Source organism: Parasphingorhabdus sp. (assembly GCF_039968395.1).
Classification (GTDB): domain Bacteria; phylum Pseudomonadota; class Alphaproteobacteria; order Sphingomonadales; family Sphingomonadaceae; genus Parasphingorhabdus.
The window spans coordinates 395102-411419 of record NZ_JBDVPV010000002.1 but is presented as its reverse complement, the minus strand read 5'-3'; the positions used below and the strand labels follow the sequence as shown (position 1 = coordinate 411419).

The 16318-nt window shown below is 53.8% G+C and carries 17 protein-coding genes; 7 read left to right on the top strand and 10 right to left on the bottom strand.

What is annotated here, in order from left to right; translation table 11 throughout:
- The first annotated feature begins 198 nt into the window (after window positions 1-198).
- Both ABJI30_RS06145 and ABJI30_RS06140 read left to right on the top strand, forming a co-directional pair.
- Entirely contained in the window at window positions 199-1293 is a 1095-nt protein-coding gene (locus tag ABJI30_RS06145; RefSeq protein WP_348016302.1) for a hypothetical protein, read from the top strand.
- Window positions 1290-2339, top strand: coding sequence for an aminoglycoside phosphotransferase family protein (locus tag ABJI30_RS06140; protein WP_348016301.1), 1050 nt, complete (start codon window positions 1290-1292; stop codon window positions 2337-2339). The genes ABJI30_RS06145 and ABJI30_RS06140 overlap by 4 nt, the downstream gene beginning before the upstream one ends.
- On the opposite strand, the gene zapE is transcribed toward ABJI30_RS06140, so the two are convergent.
- From zapE to ABJI30_RS06125, 3 genes are read right to left on the bottom strand one after another with little or no spacing between them, the layout of a single operon-like run.
- A complete protein-coding gene (gene zapE, locus ABJI30_RS06135; protein WP_348016300.1) occupies window positions 2340-3458 on the bottom strand; it encodes a cell division protein ZapE in 1119 nt (372 codons plus the stop codon).
- Window positions 3455-3931 (bottom strand): PaaI family thioesterase, encoded by a 477-nt coding sequence (locus tag ABJI30_RS06130; protein WP_348016299.1) that lies wholly within the window; start codon window positions 3929-3931, stop codon window positions 3455-3457. The genes zapE and ABJI30_RS06130 overlap by 4 nt, the downstream gene beginning before the upstream one ends.
- Before the next feature lie 21 nt (window positions 3932-3952).
- Window positions 3953-4735: a succinate dehydrogenase iron-sulfur subunit gene (locus ABJI30_RS06125; RefSeq protein ID WP_348016298.1), complete on the bottom strand. Its 783-nt coding sequence runs from the start codon at window positions 4733-4735 to the stop codon at window positions 3953-3955.
- Window positions 4736-4972: 237 nt separating this feature from the next.
- On the opposite strand from ABJI30_RS06125, the gene ABJI30_RS06120 reads away from it, so the two are divergent.
- The 3 genes from ABJI30_RS06120 to ABJI30_RS06110 all read left to right on the top strand — a co-directional run bounded on the left by ABJI30_RS06120 (window position 4973) and on the right by ABJI30_RS06110 (window position 8143).
- Window positions 4973-6070: a CDP-alcohol phosphatidyltransferase family protein gene (locus ABJI30_RS06120; protein WP_348025301.1), complete on the top strand. Its 1098-nt coding sequence runs from the start codon at window positions 4973-4975 to the stop codon at window positions 6068-6070.
- 5 nt (window positions 6071-6075) lie between these two features.
- Entirely contained in the window at window positions 6076-6507 is a 432-nt protein-coding gene (locus ABJI30_RS06115) for an HIT family protein (RefSeq protein ID WP_348016665.1), read from the top strand.
- 304 nt (window positions 6508-6811) lie between these two features.
- Window positions 6812-8143: an oligosaccharide flippase family protein gene (locus ABJI30_RS06110; RefSeq protein ID WP_348016296.1), complete on the top strand. Its 1332-nt coding sequence runs from the start codon at window positions 6812-6814 to the stop codon at window positions 8141-8143.
- Here ABJI30_RS06110 and ABJI30_RS06105 read toward each other — a convergent pair.
- The 7 genes from ABJI30_RS06105 to ABJI30_RS06075 form a co-directional block, all read right to left on the bottom strand.
- Complete coding sequence (locus ABJI30_RS06105) at window positions 8140-8952, bottom strand: NTP transferase domain-containing protein (RefSeq protein ID WP_348016295.1); 813 nt, start codon at window positions 8950-8952, stop codon at window positions 8140-8142. The two genes, ABJI30_RS06110 and ABJI30_RS06105, sit on opposite strands and share 4 nt — an antisense overlap.
- Complete coding sequence (locus tag ABJI30_RS06100) at window positions 8949-9824, bottom strand: alpha/beta hydrolase (RefSeq protein WP_348025409.1); 876 nt, start codon at window positions 9822-9824, stop codon at window positions 8949-8951. Before ABJI30_RS06100 ends, ABJI30_RS06105 begins: the two co-directional genes overlap by 4 nt.
- Before the next feature lie 31 nt (window positions 9825-9855).
- Window positions 9856-11076 carry a threonine synthase gene (locus ABJI30_RS06095; protein ID WP_348016293.1) on the bottom strand — a complete coding sequence of 407 codons (1221 nt, stop codon included), beginning with the start codon at window positions 11074-11076 and terminating at the stop codon, window positions 9856-9858.
- 31 nt (window positions 11077-11107) lie between these two features.
- Window positions 11108-12685 (bottom strand): sulfatase-like hydrolase/transferase, encoded by a 1578-nt coding sequence (locus ABJI30_RS06090; protein WP_348016292.1) that lies wholly within the window; start codon window positions 12683-12685, stop codon window positions 11108-11110.
- Window positions 12686-12860: 175 nt separating this feature from the next.
- Window positions 12861-13394, bottom strand: coding sequence for a 30S ribosomal protein S9 (rpsI, locus tag ABJI30_RS06085; RefSeq protein ID WP_348016291.1), 534 nt, complete (start codon window positions 13392-13394; stop codon window positions 12861-12863).
- The gene (rplM, locus tag ABJI30_RS06080) at window positions 13394-13873 is read right to left on the bottom strand and encodes a 50S ribosomal protein L13 (protein WP_348016290.1); all 480 of its coding nucleotides are present in this window, start codon (window positions 13871-13873) and stop codon (window positions 13394-13396) included. Before rplM ends, rpsI begins: the two co-directional genes overlap by 1 nt.
- Window positions 13874-14043: 170 nt before the next feature.
- Entirely contained in the window at window positions 14044-15105 is a 1062-nt protein-coding gene (locus ABJI30_RS06075; RefSeq protein WP_348016289.1) for a COX15/CtaA family protein, read from the bottom strand.
- Between the two features lie 181 nt (window positions 15106-15286).
- On the opposite strand from ABJI30_RS06075, the gene ABJI30_RS06070 reads away from it, so the two are divergent.
- The gene (locus tag ABJI30_RS06070) at window positions 15287-15655 is read left to right on the top strand and encodes a MerC domain-containing protein (protein ID WP_348016288.1); all 369 of its coding nucleotides are present in this window, start codon (window positions 15287-15289) and stop codon (window positions 15653-15655) included.
- Between the two features lie 125 nt (window positions 15656-15780).
- The gene (locus ABJI30_RS06065) at window positions 15781-16239 is read left to right on the top strand and encodes a transcriptional repressor (RefSeq protein WP_348016287.1); all 459 of its coding nucleotides are present in this window, start codon (window positions 15781-15783) and stop codon (window positions 16237-16239) included.
- The last annotated feature ends 79 nt before the right edge of the window (window positions 16240-16318 follow it).

Genomic DNA, 16318 nt, shown 5'->3' with positions numbered 1-16318 from the left:
CCACAGGCAAATTCAACCGCAGAAAGCACCATTTTACAGCCTATCTTTGCTAATAGTTTGCAATAGCGATAATGTGATTTCCCAAGACCCCGAAACTGTGTCCAGTCTGTCCAATCTTTTGCTTTGCATTGGCTTTTCATAAGGGCATGATGCCTCAAACGTGAAAACACGAGAGGATTTTGAAATGCCGGATGTGAGATGCTGACCGCGGGCGACGAATATCCGTTGCACCAGACCCCCGAACCGATGGCGGTATCCGGCGGCAACCGAAATTTCTACGACCGCTATTTCTTCAATGGCTACAGCGCCGACGGCGGTATCTTCTTCGCCGCTGCGCTGGGCGTTTATCCGCAACTGGATATTATGGACGCCGCCTTTTGTGTTTCAGTGGATGGCAAGCAGCATAATCTGCGGGCGTCCAAACGCATGTCCAGCGAGCGGCTGGATCTGCAAGTCGGGCCGATTACAATCGAAATTGTCGAACCGTTGCAACAAATCCGGATTGTGATTGGCGATAATGATGGTCCGGTCACCGCGGATATCACGCTAACCACGCGCCATAATCCGATCGAAGAGCCCCGGTTCATCCGCCGCGAAGGACCGCGCCTGATGATGGATTATACCCGGTTGACGCAGAACGGAAACTGGTCCGGGATGATAAAGCTGGACGGGCAGGAAATCGATGTGGCGGGCTGCCGTGGAACACGCGATCGAAGCTGGGGCATAAGGCCGATCGGCGCACCCGAATCACAACCACCGCCAGCTGGCCCGTTCCCGCAATTCTGGTGGCTTTGGACACCGCTCAATTTCGACAGTCATTGCTGCTTTTTTCACAGCAATGATGATGGTGACGGGGAACCCTGGAACCGGCGAGGTGTGGTTGATGCAATTGATGCCAGCACGCTGGAATTTGATCCCAAGGCCATTGATCTGAGCTATCATAATGGCTCACGCCGCATCAAACAGGTTCGCATGGAAACCGGCAGCGGTTCGCTGTTGATAACCCCGCGCACAGGTGATGCAAAGCGGACCTTCTACATGTCCGGCCTTGGTTATCTCCACCCGGAATGGAATCACGGCATGGATCATGGTGATCTGGAAGTGGCTCATGATGTGATCACTCTCGATCCGGAACCCGCGATAGATATGACGACCATCCACATTCAGGCGCTCAGCGATGCAGTGCTCACGGTCGACGGTCAGGAGCATCACGGGCTCGGAGTCGTCGAGCAGCTCTTTATCGGGCCGCACGAAACCAGTGGCTTGAGCGGCATCATGGACCCCGCGTCATGAGCATACAATTTCCCGTCCGCCCGGAAGAGTTCGAAAAGGGTTTTGTCGAACAGGTGTTCAAGGCACCTTCCGGATCGCTGCAGTATCTGACCCACGAGCCGGTCGGAACCGGGCAGGTCTGCGACAGCTATCGCTTCACTTGTGACTGGAAAAATCAGGAAGGACCGGCGACGTTTATTGCCAAATGTCCAAGCGCCGATGCCAAGAGCCGGGCAGCGGCAGCCATGTTCCACCTCTATGACATGGAAGTGGGCTGGTATCGGGACCTTGCGACCAGCAGCGGAGTGCATTGCCCCACGCCCTTCCATGCCGCCATTGCCGAAAACAAGACGGATTTCGTGCTGCTGTTAAGCGACATGGCACCGGCTATCCAGGGCGATCAGCTCGCCGGAGGCAGCCTGACCCAGGTCCGCGCTGCAATCAAGCAGGCGGCAAAGCTACATGCCTTTCAACCCGAAACTGCGCTACAAAACATCAGTTGGCTGGGTCATGGAGAGGGGAATGGCAATTTGCTACGCGGCGCTCTACCCTCTCTGTTCGAACAGTTCCGGCCGCGGTTTGAACACCGCCTTGGACCTGCCATCATGGACATGGGATCTGAACTCATGGCCAGAATCCCGGCCTATATGGATTATCAACCAGCATTTGAATGCATCGCCCACGCCGACATGCGGCTGGACAATATCCTGTTTGATCAGGATGGCGCGCTGGCCTGCCTTGTCGACTGGCAAACCGTACAGATCGGAACCGGCGCAGGCGATATTGCCTATCTCATCGGTACCAGTTTTGCAGACCCTGCCGAACGCGCCCGCGAAGAGAAAAACCTGCTGCACTATTATGTGGATGAGCTGGCCAGCCACGGAAGGTCTCTCGATTTTGATGCGTTGTGGCAGGATTATCGTCATTATGCCTTTGCCGGGCTGATCATGGCCATAAACGCGTCCATCTATGTCGAACAGACGGAGCGCGGGGATGAAATGTTCGCGGTCATGGCAGAACGTCCTGCGCAAATGGCACTGGATCTGGATAGTCTGAACCTGCTTTAGTCAAAGCGCAGTTTCGCCGTGCCCCAATGCCAGATATTCATCGGATTGCATCTCGATCAAACGTGATGCCGTACGTTCAAATTCAAAACTGCCGTCCCCTTCGGGATATAGAACATCCGGCTGGGCATCCGCGCTCGCCAGCAGCTTGACCTTATATTCATACAGCGCATCAATCAGCGTCACAAACCGCGCAGCCTCATTGCGGTTTTCCTTTGTAAGGACCGGAATACCAACAATGATAACGCTGTGATAATGGCGCGCGATCGACAGATAGTCGGGCGCGCCGCGTGCTTCTGCGCACAGCCGTTTAAACGAAAAGACGGCCACGCCCTTCAGCGATTTGGGGACATGCATGGTGCGGCCGCCCTGCACCGCCAGCTCTTCGGATGGCACGTGCGCGCGGTCCTCCGGCGGGTAATCGGTCAACCGAAAAAACGCCTCGCTTAACGCTTTGGTTGCGCCCTCGCCATTGGGCACATGCCACAGATCGACACCCCCGAGACGTTCGCGCCGATAGTCGGTCGGGCCGTTCAGGGATATGACATCCAGGCGGTTCTGCAGCAAATCAATAAAGGGTAAAAAATGCTCGCGGTTCAGGCCATCTTTGTACAGATCCACAGGGGGCCGGTTTGACGTGGCTATTAAAGTCACTCCAGCCTCAACCAGACCTGTGAACAATCGCGACATGATCATCGCATCGGCCGAGTTATTGACCACCATTTCATCAAAGGCGAACAGCCTCGCCTCGCCCGCGAGCGCCGCCGCCACAGGAAGGACCGGATCGCCCAGTTCCTTTTTGCGTTCGATGTTCAGACGCGCATGAACATCCAGCATGAACTCGTGAAAATGCGCCCGTTTTTTACGATTGATTTCAAGGCTTTCGTAGAACAGGTCCATCAGCATCGACTTGCCGCGTCCGACCCCGCCCCACATGTAGATCCCGCGCGGTGATTCCGGCTTTTTCTGGAATGCACGCCATAATATGCTGCCCTTTGGAGGCACGGCTTCCAATTCCTCCTGCAGCTGCGCCAGCCGTTTTGCGCAGCTATCCTGGTCTTCGTCAGGCTTGAGTTCACCTTGCGCAATCAGCGCCTGATAGCGCTGATAGAAGCTGCTCATTTGGACGCCTGTCCCTTTTTCACGATCGCGGTAAATGAGGCGACATTGCTGCCCTCTTCCTGCACGACCAGCCCGCGCATAAATAAAAAACGCCTTGTCGCGCGCGCAATCTCGACCTGCGCTTCAAGATGCTCGTCCATATTCGCTGCGCCAATGAAGTGCGTTTGCAATTCCATGGTCACCGCAGGACCCGACGGTCCCAAATCGAGCACACGCATCGCGGCAAAAAGCGCACAATCAATAAAGCCCATCATCGTACCGCCGTGCACGACATCACCGAGATTGCGATGTCGCCGTTCGGGAAACATCCGCACCCTGGCAATATCATCGCCCACGTCATCGCCGCCACGCCGGACAATCATCTTGCCCAGAAAACCATTATAGCTATCGGGATCGCGAATGACCCAGTCATTCCAGCCCGGATGATCCGGATCAGGATTGCTGGTGACAAATTCGGGTTCGGCGTCAGACATGGATAGGTGCCTGTTCGCGAATCAGATTTCGCGAGCTGCGGTCATTTTCTTGATCTCGGCAATCGCTTTTGCGGGCGACAAACCTTTGGGACACGCATTCGCGCAATTCATGATCGTGTGACAGCGATAAAGACGAAACGGATCTTCCAGTTCGTCCAGACGCTCTCCGGTCATTTCATCCCGGCTATCAGCAAGCCAGCGATAGGCCTGCAGCAAAATAGCCGGGCCGAGGAACTTGTCGCTGTTCCACCAGTAACTGGGACAACTGGTCTGGCAACAGGCGCACAATATGCACTCATAGAGACCGTCAAGTTTCGCGCGGTCTTCCGGCGACTGCAGTCGTTCCTTGCCAGCCGGTGTCGGCGTAACCGTCTTCAGCCAGGGTTGGATCGACGCATATTGCGCATAGAAATGTGTGAAGTCGGGGACAAGATCCTTGACCACTTCCATATGCGGCAGAGGTGTGATTTTGACATTGTTACCGCAATCTTCAATTGCCGTGGTGCAGGCAAGGCCATTTTTCCCATCGATGTTCATCGCGCAGGAACCGCAAATCCCTTCCCTGCAGGATCGGCGGAATGTCAGGGTAGCATCCTGCTCCCCCTTCATCTTTATCAGTGCATCCAGAACCATCGGACCGCAATCATCGGTGTCGATCTTGAACGTGTCATAGCGGGGGTTTTCACCGCTGTCGGGATCGTAACGATAGACTTTGAATGACTTTGACGTGCCGCTGGTCAGCGCTTCATGGACTTCGCCAGTCTTGCGAATCTTGCTGTTTTTCGGGAGCGTGAAAGTTGCCATGGTATTCGGTCTCTTGATCTTGGCGAATGAACAGGTGTCGCGTTGTTAAATGGGTATATGCTGCTGTCATAGCCAGTTTCAAGGTGATTTCAATGCCTGAATTCACTAGTTATTCAGGCTATGACTGCGAATAGCATGGCAAGAAACGGACAAATTTTAAGCACAATTCATCCTCACTAGTGGCATCGGAATCAAAATCGGTTAAGGCCGCTCAATCGATCGATGGAAAGACAATCTATGCTAACCAAAAACGGCATCTCGCTGTTGCTCTTCGGAGAAAATGATACGCTAATCTGGGGCATGCCCAACGCCGAACGCGTCAATCGGCTAGCGCAAAAACTGGAAGGTGAAGTCGCTGGCACGTTATGGGTTAATCTGGCTTATGTGTTCGATCCTCAATGGATGCAGCACATTCGGAAGAATCCGGATATGGTGCTGGCAGTTGGAGGAACCCCTGTTCTGGCACTTTTGAGCCACGATAGCGATGCGTCCGCATTGGAAGTATCGAACATTCCCGAAAGTCTGGAAGTTATCGAGTATGAACAAGCACCACTGATCCATAATCAGGGTTTGCGCAAACTGGAAACACCCTTCGTTCGGAGGCTCACCCCATCGACTGTCAAAGACATAGAACGCCTCAGCTATTTCGGCGCCTACAAGGGGGTCACCGATCTGTTGACCAAATATCTGTGGCCAGAACTGGCGCTGGTCATCACCCGCATTGCGGCGCGCGCAGGTATTACACCCAACATGGTCACCGGTGTCGGCGCAATGGGATGCATTGCTGCAACTTTCCTGTTTTACTACGGCTATTTCTGGACCGGCATGGCAGCCGGTTTTGTGTTCATGGTGTTCGACACCGTGGATGGCAAACTGGCGCGCTGCACGATCACCTCTTCTTTTTGGGGCAACGTGTTCGATCACGGCATTGACCTGATACACCCGCCTTTCTGGTGGGTGGCCTGGGCGCTGGGACTCGGCACCATGGGATTGGCCCTGCCATCTGGTCAGTTTCAACTCGTGATGATCGTCATACTGGGCGGCTATGTCCTTCAGCGCCTTATCGAAGGAATTTTCATTCGTGCTTTTGATCAGCACATCCATGTCTGGCGTCCGGTTGATTCCTGGTTCCGTCTGATCACTGCCCGCCGCAACCCGAATATGGTATTATTGTTCATATCCATGATGTTCAACCGCCCGGATCTCGGGATTCTCGCTGTTGCATGGTGGACACTAATCTCGCTGGCCGTCCATATGATTCAGCTATTACAAGCTGCATTGATAAAAATGCGTGGCGGGAAAATCATTTCCTGGCTTGAATCGGAGGAAGGGTAAAAATGATCAACAGCACAATCAATAAATTTGGCTATCCGGCGACGTTGATCCGGGAGTATGATAATTGGGTTGTTCTGCTACGTCCGGCGCAAGTCACTTTGGGATCGTTGATCGTGGCTGCCAAATCAGTTGAAACCGATTTTGGAGACTTGCCTGCAGAGCATTTTTCGGAGTTAAAAATTGTCACGGCTGATATATCCAGGGTGCTGGGTGCCCTGATCAACCATGCCAAGCTTAACTGGCTGATGTTGATGATGGTGGATCCCCACGTGCACTTCCACCTCATCCCGCGCTACGATGGCAAACGGGACTATGATGGGCTTTCATTGCCGGACACGGCATGGCCCGGACCGCCCAATCTGGGAGACGCGGTTGCCTTGTCAGAGGAGCAAATCTCGAAGCTTGGCCGTTGGTTGGGGGCGGAGTTTGAATCCTGAGATCTTGTTCATGAAACCATTGATCGGTTAAGATCTATGCCGCTTCGACAGTGATGAGAAAGGCAAAAGACGATTGCCCTGACTTTGTTCCGCCGTCAGCTTTCCAGTTTACCCGGCAATCACACTTTTCAGGCTTTCTGCTGTCAAATGTGAAAGCCGGGATCCTCAATCGGCGCTGAGAGTTATTACTTTGTCGATCATATTGGCATCTGGCGTTTATCGCGATAGGGACGGAAAAGGAGACACTTAGAACGATGCCTGCAAAAGCTATATCCTGCTTTCATATCGCACGAATGCCCAAACTGTGACTGGGGAATCGGCATCGCAGTATCGCGACGGTCAAAAACAGGTCACCGGTATCAGACGGATCCTGATCAATACCGGATGGTTGCTCGGCGGCAAGGGATTCGGCGGCATACTCAGCCTCTTTTACCTCGCCATTCTCACGCGCACGTTAGGTGTGGCAGGTTTCGGACAATTCGCACTGATCACGGGAACGGCCCAGGCAATTGCACTCATCGTGACATTCCAGACGTGGCAGGTCGTGATCCGCTTTGGCGCGGCCCATGTACAGGAAAACGGTACTCGAGATGCGTTTGGTCGTCTGGTCGGTCTTTGCACTTTGCTTGACATCGCCGGGGCGCTGGCGGGATGCGTTCTGGCCTGGTTCACCGTGGGCTGGCTCGCACCATTTTTTGGCTGGGATGCGGAACTCTCGGAAAGTGCGTTGATTTTTGCGATCATCATGTTGCTCTGCATTAAATCCACTCCCACCGGCATATTGCGCGTGGAAAACCGTTTTGATCTCGCAACTTATGCGGAGGCCATTATTCCTATCACGCGCCTGATCGGTACTCTTATCGTATGGTTCACCAACCCCACATTGTTCAATTTTCTGATCGTTTGGGCAATCTCTGAAATACTTAATGCAGTCGGCTATTGGGGATTGGCGCTATGGCAAAGTCGCGACATATTGTTACCGAAATATCTGGGCGGCGCCCGCCCGTGCATCCGCGAAAACGAAGGAATCGGCGAGTTTATTCTGGTTTCCAATCTGGGTTCCACTCTCGCCGGGATTTCGCAAAACACGGCTTTGCTGGTCGTCGGTTATTTTGTAGGCCCCGCGGGTGCGGGTCTGTTTCGGTTAGCCAGTCAGCTGAGCGTAGCAATGACAAAGATATCAACATTGCTGTCACGCGCGATTTTCGCGGAAGTCAATCTCATCCGTGCCCATGAAGGTACGGAGGCCATGCGAAAATTGTTTCGCAAAGCAAACCGGATGCTTTTCATCACGGGTGGAACAGTCATTGTTATCGTCTTGTTACTGGGCAAGCCCGCCCTCTTTTTGATGTCCGGCCCAGATTTTCTGCCGGCCTATCCCCTCTTGATCCTGCTCGCCGCCGCCGCGTCAATCGACCTGGCTGGCGCTATCTATGAGCCGACATTATTGTCCGGAAGCGGAGCAAGAACGGCACTAATCTTGCAAGCTGTTATTGCTGTCATTTTTGTCGCACTTCTGTTTCTCGGTTTGCATTTCCATGGCGCCCTCGGCGCGGCAGCGGCAATGGCAGTTACCGCTGTAATTCGCTTGATCTTTTTCGGTTCCGCTGCCCGGCGCAATCTCTCGAACAGCTAAGTGCCTGCCTGGGCAGACCGCTCTCTCAGAATTTTTTCAGCAAGACCAAGATCATCTTCCTTGTCTACGTCGATGCAGGCTTCAGCTTGTGTCATGCGAACGACTCTGATTGTCAGCCCGAGTTTCTTGCCAATTCTGGTGGCGAGTTGGTCTACGGTCAGGATTCGGGTGATCGCCAGAAAAAGAAGCATCGGACCGAATATGGTCAAGAGTTTCCAGCCCTTCTTTCGATCTTGCTCTACCTCAGCCCAATAACCGAGCAATTCGCGCGCCCGGACTGAACCAAAACAGAAAAGATTGGCACCGGAAAAATGCCCGCCACGTAATTTAAGCCAGGTGCGTTTTGATTCCGGATAGCGGCGGAGCAGAACCGATTTCTCCACAACCGCAATTGCGATATCCGTTCCACGCGCTGCTTCGACAAAATCACTGATCATGCTGGCATCCAGCAGCACATTGTCAGCGGTGGTGATCAGCATTGGATAGGTTGTGGCTTCGTTCTGCAGCACCCGGTCGATGGAGAGCGCTATCGTGGCCGCACTTTCTACGAATTCAATCGTGTCATCTTCTGCCAGTGGCGCCGTATCGGGATGGCGTCGAAACGGTTTGAAATCCTGCGCCAATATCCTGATTTTGCTGATCGCTCTGTGCGATCCAAGCGCCTGCGCAACCCGTGCCAGCATGGCTTTGCCCGCGACCGGGACCAACGCTTTCACCGTCACTGCATAGCGAGTAGCCAGCGCATCGGCCTCCGGTCTGCTGCCGGCCAAAATAATCGCATCTACAGACTTGTCGGCTTGTGAAGTCATTTGCGGCTTTCGAAAAAGGCCACCATGTCGTCCAGAACCGGGCCTTTGTACCGAAATGGTTTTGCCACCGCCATCATGATTTCAAGATGCCCCATGTCAGGATATTCCGCATACTCGGCATCGCCTCCTGCTTCGAGAATTTTCATATGCAATAACTTGCTGTTGCGCGGACGTACCTGCGTATCATCCACTCCGGTTGACAGCCACAGTGGCGGCGCATCGGGACGCACAAAATTAACCGGTTGGGTCATTTTTGGATCATGATATGAACCAAAACTGTTCTTTGTTGAGTCAGAATCGAAAGGATAAAAATCATAGGGACCAGCCAGAGCTGCAACACCCTTGATCAGATCCGGTGATTTCCCCAGCCGTCCCAGCCACTGCCGATCCAGAGCCAGCATCATGACATTATAGGCACCCGCAGACTGGCCGGACAGAAATATGCTCTCCGGGTCGCCTCCTGATTTGGCGATATTGTCGTGGACCCAGGCAACCGCCTTGGCACTATCCTCCAGAAAACCCGGAAAACGGGCCTCTGGATAGAGTCGATAATCAGCCAGAACGGTCATGTAGCCGCGATGGGCCAATGCCCGGCCGGCAAAGGCATATTCGTCCTTGGAACCTGCCCGCCAGCCTCCGCCATAGATAAAAACCACAACGGGCAAGGGCTTTTCGGACGCAGCTTTTGGAGCCCAGATATTCAACCCCAATCCCGATGTCTCGTCATATATCTGATTGTGGACAATCATTTCCGCATCATTGTCCCCGGGGAAGACATTGTTTGCCATGTCCAGTTGTCTCGGTCCCGGCTGCGCAAGAAACCAGTAAAGAAAACCGCCCACAGCGAGCGCAAGAATTGCCAAGGTTAGCATCCATTTCATCCTGCTGGCTCTACCCGGCGCTTCAGGCGCTGGCAATGGCGCTCCAGTCAATCTCGGCATGGCGGTCGAGTGTATCATCGGCTGGCGGCATGGGATATTTCAATCCATTGCCGCAGTTGAAAAGGATGGCGCGATCAGTCGGAGATATCATGCCTTCGGCCAGCGCCTTGCTATAAGCTGCAGCCGTTGCGGCACCTTCGGGGCAGAGCAGAACACCATCCTGTTGACCGATTTTTTGCTGGATCGCGTTGATTGCTTCATCGTCCACTGCCATCGCAAAGCCACCCGATTCGCGAACCGCCTGAAGGATCAGAAAGTCACCAATGGCGACGGGAACACGAATTCCGGCAGCCACAGTATGGGCATTTTCCCAAAGCGGTGCATGGTCCAGACCTTCTTCCCAGGCCTTTACGATCGGAGCGCAGCCCGTCGCCTGAACCGCGACCATCCGCGGTCGTTCCGACCCAATGAAGCCTATCGCCTCCAGTTCGTCAAAGGCCTTCCACATCCCGATCAGACCGGTTCCGCCGCCAGTGGGATAAAAAATCACATCTGGCATCTGCCAATCCAGTTGTTCGGCCAGTTCCAATCCCATCGTTTTCTTGCCTTCGATCCGATAGGGCTCTTTCAGCGTGGAGAGGTTGAACCAGCCCATCGCCTGTTCGCCATCGGCGACAATCTTTCCGCAGTCATTGATCAAGCCGTTGACGCGCCACACCTTGCCGCCCTGCAACGCGATCTCCCGGATGTTGATTTCGGGGGTGTCATCCGGACAGAAAACAAAGGATTCCATTTTCGCTTGGCTGGCATAAGCCGCCATTGCCGCACCGGCATTGCCATTGGTTGGCATAGCCAGCCGGGTCAAACCCAGCTCTTTCGCCATGGTCACAGCCATGACCAGCCCGCGTGCTTTGAACGAACCGGTCGGCAGACGCCCCTCATCCTTGACCAGTACTTCCGATCCGAGAGTATTATGCAGAGGAATCAGCGGAGTCATTTCCTCACCCAGCGACACAATGCTGGACGTTTGCGCAAATGGCAAAAGCTCCCGGTACCGCCAGAGATTGGCAGCTCGCGTTTTCAGTGCCTCTTTCGTCAGCTTCTTTTTAACCGCATCCAGGTCGTAACGCACAAGGATCGGGGCACCTTGCACAGAGAGATTCTGCACAGTTCCTGCAGGAATTTTCTCGCCGCTCCGGGAACATTCCAGATGAGTCACGAAGCAAGATGACAAGTCGGGCATAAGGCATTTTCCTGTGGTTGCTCCGGACGGGCTAGTCCGGGTTCGACGCCTGATAGGAAGCTATGGTGCCAACGTCAATTTGATCGCCCGGGTTTACCGGAACGACGGTTCGTCCGAACCAGACCTGTCTTTTGGAAGGCTGCATCAATCGGTGGTCATATGTCTTTTCTGCATAATCTGCCGAATATCCCATCCAGACAATGCTCGTGGGAAAAATCTGGCTCGCACTTCTTGGTCCGTCCGTCATTGCAGCGAATAGTGGACGGCGACTTTCGGGCAGGAACGCGAACAGGGGTATTTCAAATTCCTGCCGAACGGGATTGGCGCTGCAATGCGGGACAACCCCCGGTTTGACGTTCTGGCCATGATCCGACGTGTAAATGATCGCCACATTTTGCCGGTCAACGCCGTCAAGCACCCGTTCAAGCACGTCTTTTTTGGAAAAGCGCACCGCCTTTTCATATTGGTAGATCGGCGGCTTGCTTTTGTCAGATATCCCATCCGGATAGTGATCGGTATATTGAAAATGCACACCCCGCAGCACGGCCACAACAAACTCCTTGTCCGGCGCCTTCAGCTTCGCGTTGATCACATCTGCCATTTTTCGGTCGGTATGCAATCCATCTGCCATGCTTTTGTACTGATCAATCAACCCGCGCTCTGGTGGCAGCATCATGTTTTGGGGAGGACCGCTGACCTGCCCGTCCAGCAGAACGGTCTGATATCCCGCTTTGCGCGCATATTGCCATATGGACGGCGTCGCTCTGAGATCCGTTTTGGCGTTTACCTTGAGCACATTCACGCCGGATCGCAGCGCGATATTGCTGGGTGTACTACAATTGCCGAGCGAAGTTGCGGGGCCAAAATCAATGGCCTGATGATCCCGAATATCCGGCTTGATCAATCGATCGAACGCGTCATGGGAAATGCTTTCATCCACTAACCACACAATTTTGCGGATCTGGCGGGAAGGATCCGCCTCGACGATAACTGGCCCTCTATCCGGCGGGGGCTTTGCATTGAGCAAAGCCGTGCCAAAAACATAGAGGTTGCGTTCGCTGGAGACCGGTCCGAACCAGGGGATATGGGAAAGCAGAAACATTGCTGTCAGCCCTGCCATCACAAAAAAACGAAGTGTCGGAGCCATCGACAGATTTTGCAGAGTTGGCAAAATGGTACGGCGCAGCAGCTGGCGACTGAGGCAGAGCAATATGATCCCGGCAAGGACTTTCCCGGCTGCCAGGGCAAACTCAGCCCCAAATTGTCCGATGGCATTGGATGATTGTCGTGCTTCGGCGAGCATCCAGGCTATTTTTGAAGGATCAAGCACTTCTCCCAAAATGCCGGAATAAGTGACGTTGATGATCGCCGAGACCGCGACAAGCATCAGCAAAATCCCCAACCACTTGCGCGGCAGGAAAATCAGAAGGAGAAGGAGAAGCAGGGCTTGGACGGCCATCGACAGAAAGGCAGAAACGGCGGACGCATGATCGCTCGCCGCCGCCCGATAAAGAACAGACTGGATCAACAGTTCGGCATTGAACAGCAGAAAGGCCGCCGCAAACAGCACAAGGCCCCCGAGCCAGGCAAGTATTAAATTCGTCCGCAAGACATCGGCCTCCGCAATCAGAATCACCGGAATTGCTGCGAAATTGCCAGCAACTGCGACTTGCCGGGTTTAGCGTTGTATTCTTAAAATCTGTTTATCGACCTCGGATCGCGATATCCGACATAAAAAAGGCGGTCCAAAGACCGCCTTTTTCCAACTTCTTGAAGGATAAAACCTAGCGTTTCGAGAACTGGAAGCTCTTGCGCGCTTTCGCTTTACCGTATTTCTTGCGTTCGACCTTCCGGCTGTCACGGGTCAGGAAGCCTGCCGCTTTCACCGTTGCGCGAAGTGCTGGCTCATATTTGGTCAGAGCCTGCGAAATTCCATGCTTCACAGCACCGGCCTGACCGGACAAACCGCCACCTTTCACGGTGACGACAACATCATACTGACCTTCACGCTCGGTAATCGCAAACACCTGGTTCAAAACCAGACGCAGCGTTGGACGTGCAAAATAGGTTTCCTGATCGCGGCCGTTGACCGTGATCTTACCTTTGCCTGGCTGAAGCCAGACCCGGGCGACAGCATCTTTGCGGCGACCGGTTGCATAGGCGCGGCCCTGCTTGTCCAGCTCCTGCTCGCGCAGTGGCATGGTCGAAACGGGGGGCTCGACAGTTTCAGTTGCTTGGTCTTCGGCAGCAGGTGCGTCCACGACGGCGTCACCAGCAATTTCCTTAAGGTCGGCGAGATCGGTTTTTACGTCAGACATTATGCGCTCACCTTGTTTTTGCGGTTCATGGAAGCCACGTCGAGCGGCTGTGGATTCTGGCCATCATAGGGATGCTCGGTACCATTGAAGAGGTGCAGGTTGCGCATCTGAGCAAAACCCAGCGGGCCTTTTGGAATCATGCGTTCAACTGCTTTTTCCAGAACACGCTCTGGAAATGGTCCTTCGAGCACTTTTTCAGCAGTCCGTTCTTTCAGACCACCGGGATAACCCGTGTGCTTGTAATAGATTTTTTTGCTGGTCTTGTTGCCGGTAAACTTCACTTTGCCCGCATTGATCACAATGACGTGATCGCCGCAATCGACGTGAGGTGTGTAGCTTGGCTTGTGCTTGCCACGCAAAATATTGGCGATGATCGAGGCAACGCGCCCAACGACCAGATCTGTAGCATCAATAATGTGCCAGTTTTTTTCGACATCTGCCGGTTTTACCGACTGTGTCTGCTTGCTGATAGCCTTCATGGCCAGACTCCTGTGGAAACTCTCCGGAGAGAGCGATGAATCAAAAATGATAAAAGCCAGGCAGCAATGCCCGGCCAAGTGCGGTGCCAATGGCGAGTTCTGTGCATCAAGTCAAGTAAAAGCGCGGCTTTGCTGAAGGGTATAATAATACCTATGCAGTTTTTGAACCTTCAAGCGCTGTCTGTTTTGCTGCCCAGAACATGCACGCCCCATACCGTCGCTGCGACCACAAGTGCGCCAACTGCCTGATGAAGGACAGCCAGCACAATGTTCATTCCCGTCATCACGGTTGCAATGCCGAGCAGTATCTGCACACCGAAAGCACTGTGGATCGCGATTGACGCCAACCGGGAATCGGTGCGGATTTTCCTTGCCAGCAGAATCAGCATGCCCACCACAACCCATGCCCACCAGCGGTGGACAAAATGGGTAAGATAGGGATCATTATGCAATGCCGCCCAGGCGCCCGAGGCGAAATCAATACCGCCGGGAATGAAATGGTCGTTCATCAATGGCCAGCTGTTCGAGACATAACCGGCGTTGAGACCTGCCACATAGGCACCGAACAATAACTGCACGAACAAAATCGCCAATACCCAAAAACCCAGCGGAGTTAGCCTCGCGGGTGTCTGCCCGCCGTGCGCCAGTCGCCTGAGATCGCACGCGGTCCAGATCAAGGCTCCCAATATGAAGAGGGCAAGCAGCAAATGGACGGCGAGCCTGTAATGACTAACGTCAGTTTGTTGTGCCAGCCCGGAACTGACCATCCACCAACCAATGGCGCCCTGGAGTCCGCCAAGCACCAGCAAGCCGGTCAATTTCAATCCATAGCCTGCCGGGATAGCTTTTCGGATCGCGAACCAGAGCAACGGAAGTGCAAATGCCACGCCGATCAACCGGCCAAGCAGCCGATGTACCCATTCCCAGAAATAGATGAACTTGAAGTCGGACAGCGTCATGCCCGCAGGACCGGTAATCTCGATATATTCCGGGATCTGCTTGTATTTCTCAAACTCGGACAACCAGTCAGCATCGTTAAGCGGCGGTATTGCGCCCATGATCGGCTTCCACTCGGTAATTGACAGGCCCGATTCGGTGAGTCGCGTAATTCCCCCGACAATCACCATGATAAACACCAGTAAAGCCACTGAAAACAACCAGTTGGCTATTGCTATAGGGCGAGAACGGGACGACAAATCCACATCGGTCTGAGACAGGGTATCTATGCTCATGACCGGCTATGTGCTTTTAAAAGAGGGGGCTGACAAGAGCGATCTGCACAAAACTGCGCTGATGCCAAAAATGATATGTTGTATCTTAACACTTTGCGCTCTATATCTTGTCGATCACAGCAACATACTGGAAGACTGAGTCGTGTTTACGACACCGAACCTTTGGAACAAACACGGCCTTATGGGCAAAGACGGATTTTGGGACCGTATTGCGGTTCTCGTCTCTGGTCTGTGTCTGGTCCATTGCATTTCGACCATGGTTTTCGTGGCGTTGCTCTCCTCGGCAGCAGGTGTGCTGCTTGATCCGATTGTTCACGAAGTCGGTATCGGCATTGCCATTGCGTTGGGCATGTTCACACTTGGACGAGGCGTCATGGACCACGGCTTCATAATGCCTGCAGCGATCGGCGGCCTGGGCCTTGGCATGATGATGGGAGCAATTACCATCGGTCATCAGGGCGATCACGGCGGCGCGGAACTGCTTTATACCATGTTGGGTGTTGCTGTTCTGGCACTGGGTCATGATTTGAATTACCGCGCGACGCACTAGTAGAGCCTCAGGCGCGCTTGCCTCGCTGCGCTCGGTGTGTGGCCAAGGATATCAAATAAAGCGCCTATCCAAAGAAACAAAACCCCTCTCTTGCCCTAACCTTTGAACATCCCTAAATTGGTTTCATGGGAAAACATGATCATCACGAGCATCACGGCGAGTCACTTGCCGATGCAGCGCGCCATAACCTCGAGGCGTCCGGGGAAAAATGGACCGATACCCGAGCCGCAATTTTTGAAGCGCTTTCCGGATTTTCGAGACCAGCTTCCGCTTATGATATTGCCGAACTGGTTTCGGCAGCACGGGGAAAACGGGTTGCGCCGAATAGCGTCTACCGAATTCTGGACCTGTTTGTGGCCAAAAACCTCGCCATGCGAGTCGAAAGCGCCAATGCCTATCTCGCCAACAGTCACCCGGGATGTCAGCATGACTGCATTTTTTTGGTGTGTGACTCCTGCGGAGAGGCCACTCATATCGACAATGACGCGCTATCCTCGCAAGTTCGTGGCGTCGCCCAGCACGAGGGATTTAATTCCATCCGGCCCGTGATTGAAGTGCGAGGCGTCTGCCAGAAATGCAACTGATACCAATGCGTTCGGAACAGCCCCGTCAGCCCCTGTTCAGGACCATGATGCTCAACGTTCGACATGACTTGCCATTAAG

Excerpts from the sequence above, each read along its gene's own strand:
- ABJI30_RS06145 (WP_348016302.1), top strand. The coding sequence starts at position 199 with ATGCTGACCGCGGGCGACGAATATCCGTTGCACCAGACCCCCGAACCG.
- ABJI30_RS06140 (WP_348016301.1), top strand. The coding sequence starts at position 1,290 with ATGAGCATACAATTTCCCGTCCGCCCGGAAGAGTTCGAAAAGGGTTTT.
- zapE (WP_348016300.1), bottom strand. The coding sequence starts at position 3,458 with ATGAGCAGCTTCTATCAGCGCTATCAGGCGCTGATTGCGCAAGGTGAA.
- ABJI30_RS06130 (WP_348016299.1), bottom strand. The coding sequence starts at position 3,931 with ATGTCTGACGCCGAACCCGAATTTGTCACCAGCAATCCTGATCCGGAT.
- ABJI30_RS06125 (WP_348016298.1), bottom strand. The coding sequence starts at position 4,735 with ATGGCAACTTTCACGCTCCCGAAAAACAGCAAGATTCGCAAGACTGGC.
- ABJI30_RS06120 (WP_348025301.1), top strand. The coding sequence starts at position 4,973 with ATGCTAACCAAAAACGGCATCTCGCTGTTGCTCTTCGGAGAAAATGAT.
- ABJI30_RS06105 (WP_348016295.1), bottom strand. The coding sequence starts at position 8,952 with ATGACTTCACAAGCCGACAAGTCTGTAGATGCGATTATTTTGGCCGGC.
- ABJI30_RS06100 (WP_348025409.1), bottom strand. The coding sequence starts at position 9,824 with ATGCTAACCTTGGCAATTCTTGCGCTCGCTGTGGGCGGTTTTCTTTAC.
- ABJI30_RS06095 (WP_348016293.1), bottom strand. The coding sequence starts at position 11,076 with ATGCCCGACTTGTCATCTTGCTTCGTGACTCATCTGGAATGTTCCCGG.
- rpsI (WP_348016291.1), bottom strand. The coding sequence starts at position 13,394 with ATGTCTGACGTAAAAACCGATCTCGCCGACCTTAAGGAAATTGCTGGT.
- rplM (WP_348016290.1), bottom strand. The coding sequence starts at position 13,873 with ATGAAGGCTATCAGCAAGCAGACACAGTCGGTAAAACCGGCAGATGTC.
- ABJI30_RS06075 (WP_348016289.1), bottom strand. The coding sequence starts at position 15,105 with ATGAGCATAGATACCCTGTCTCAGACCGATGTGGATTTGTCGTCCCGT.
- ABJI30_RS06070 (WP_348016288.1), top strand. The coding sequence starts at position 15,287 with ATGGGCAAAGACGGATTTTGGGACCGTATTGCGGTTCTCGTCTCTGGT.
- ABJI30_RS06065 (WP_348016287.1), top strand. The coding sequence starts at position 15,781 with ATGGGAAAACATGATCATCACGAGCATCACGGCGAGTCACTTGCCGAT.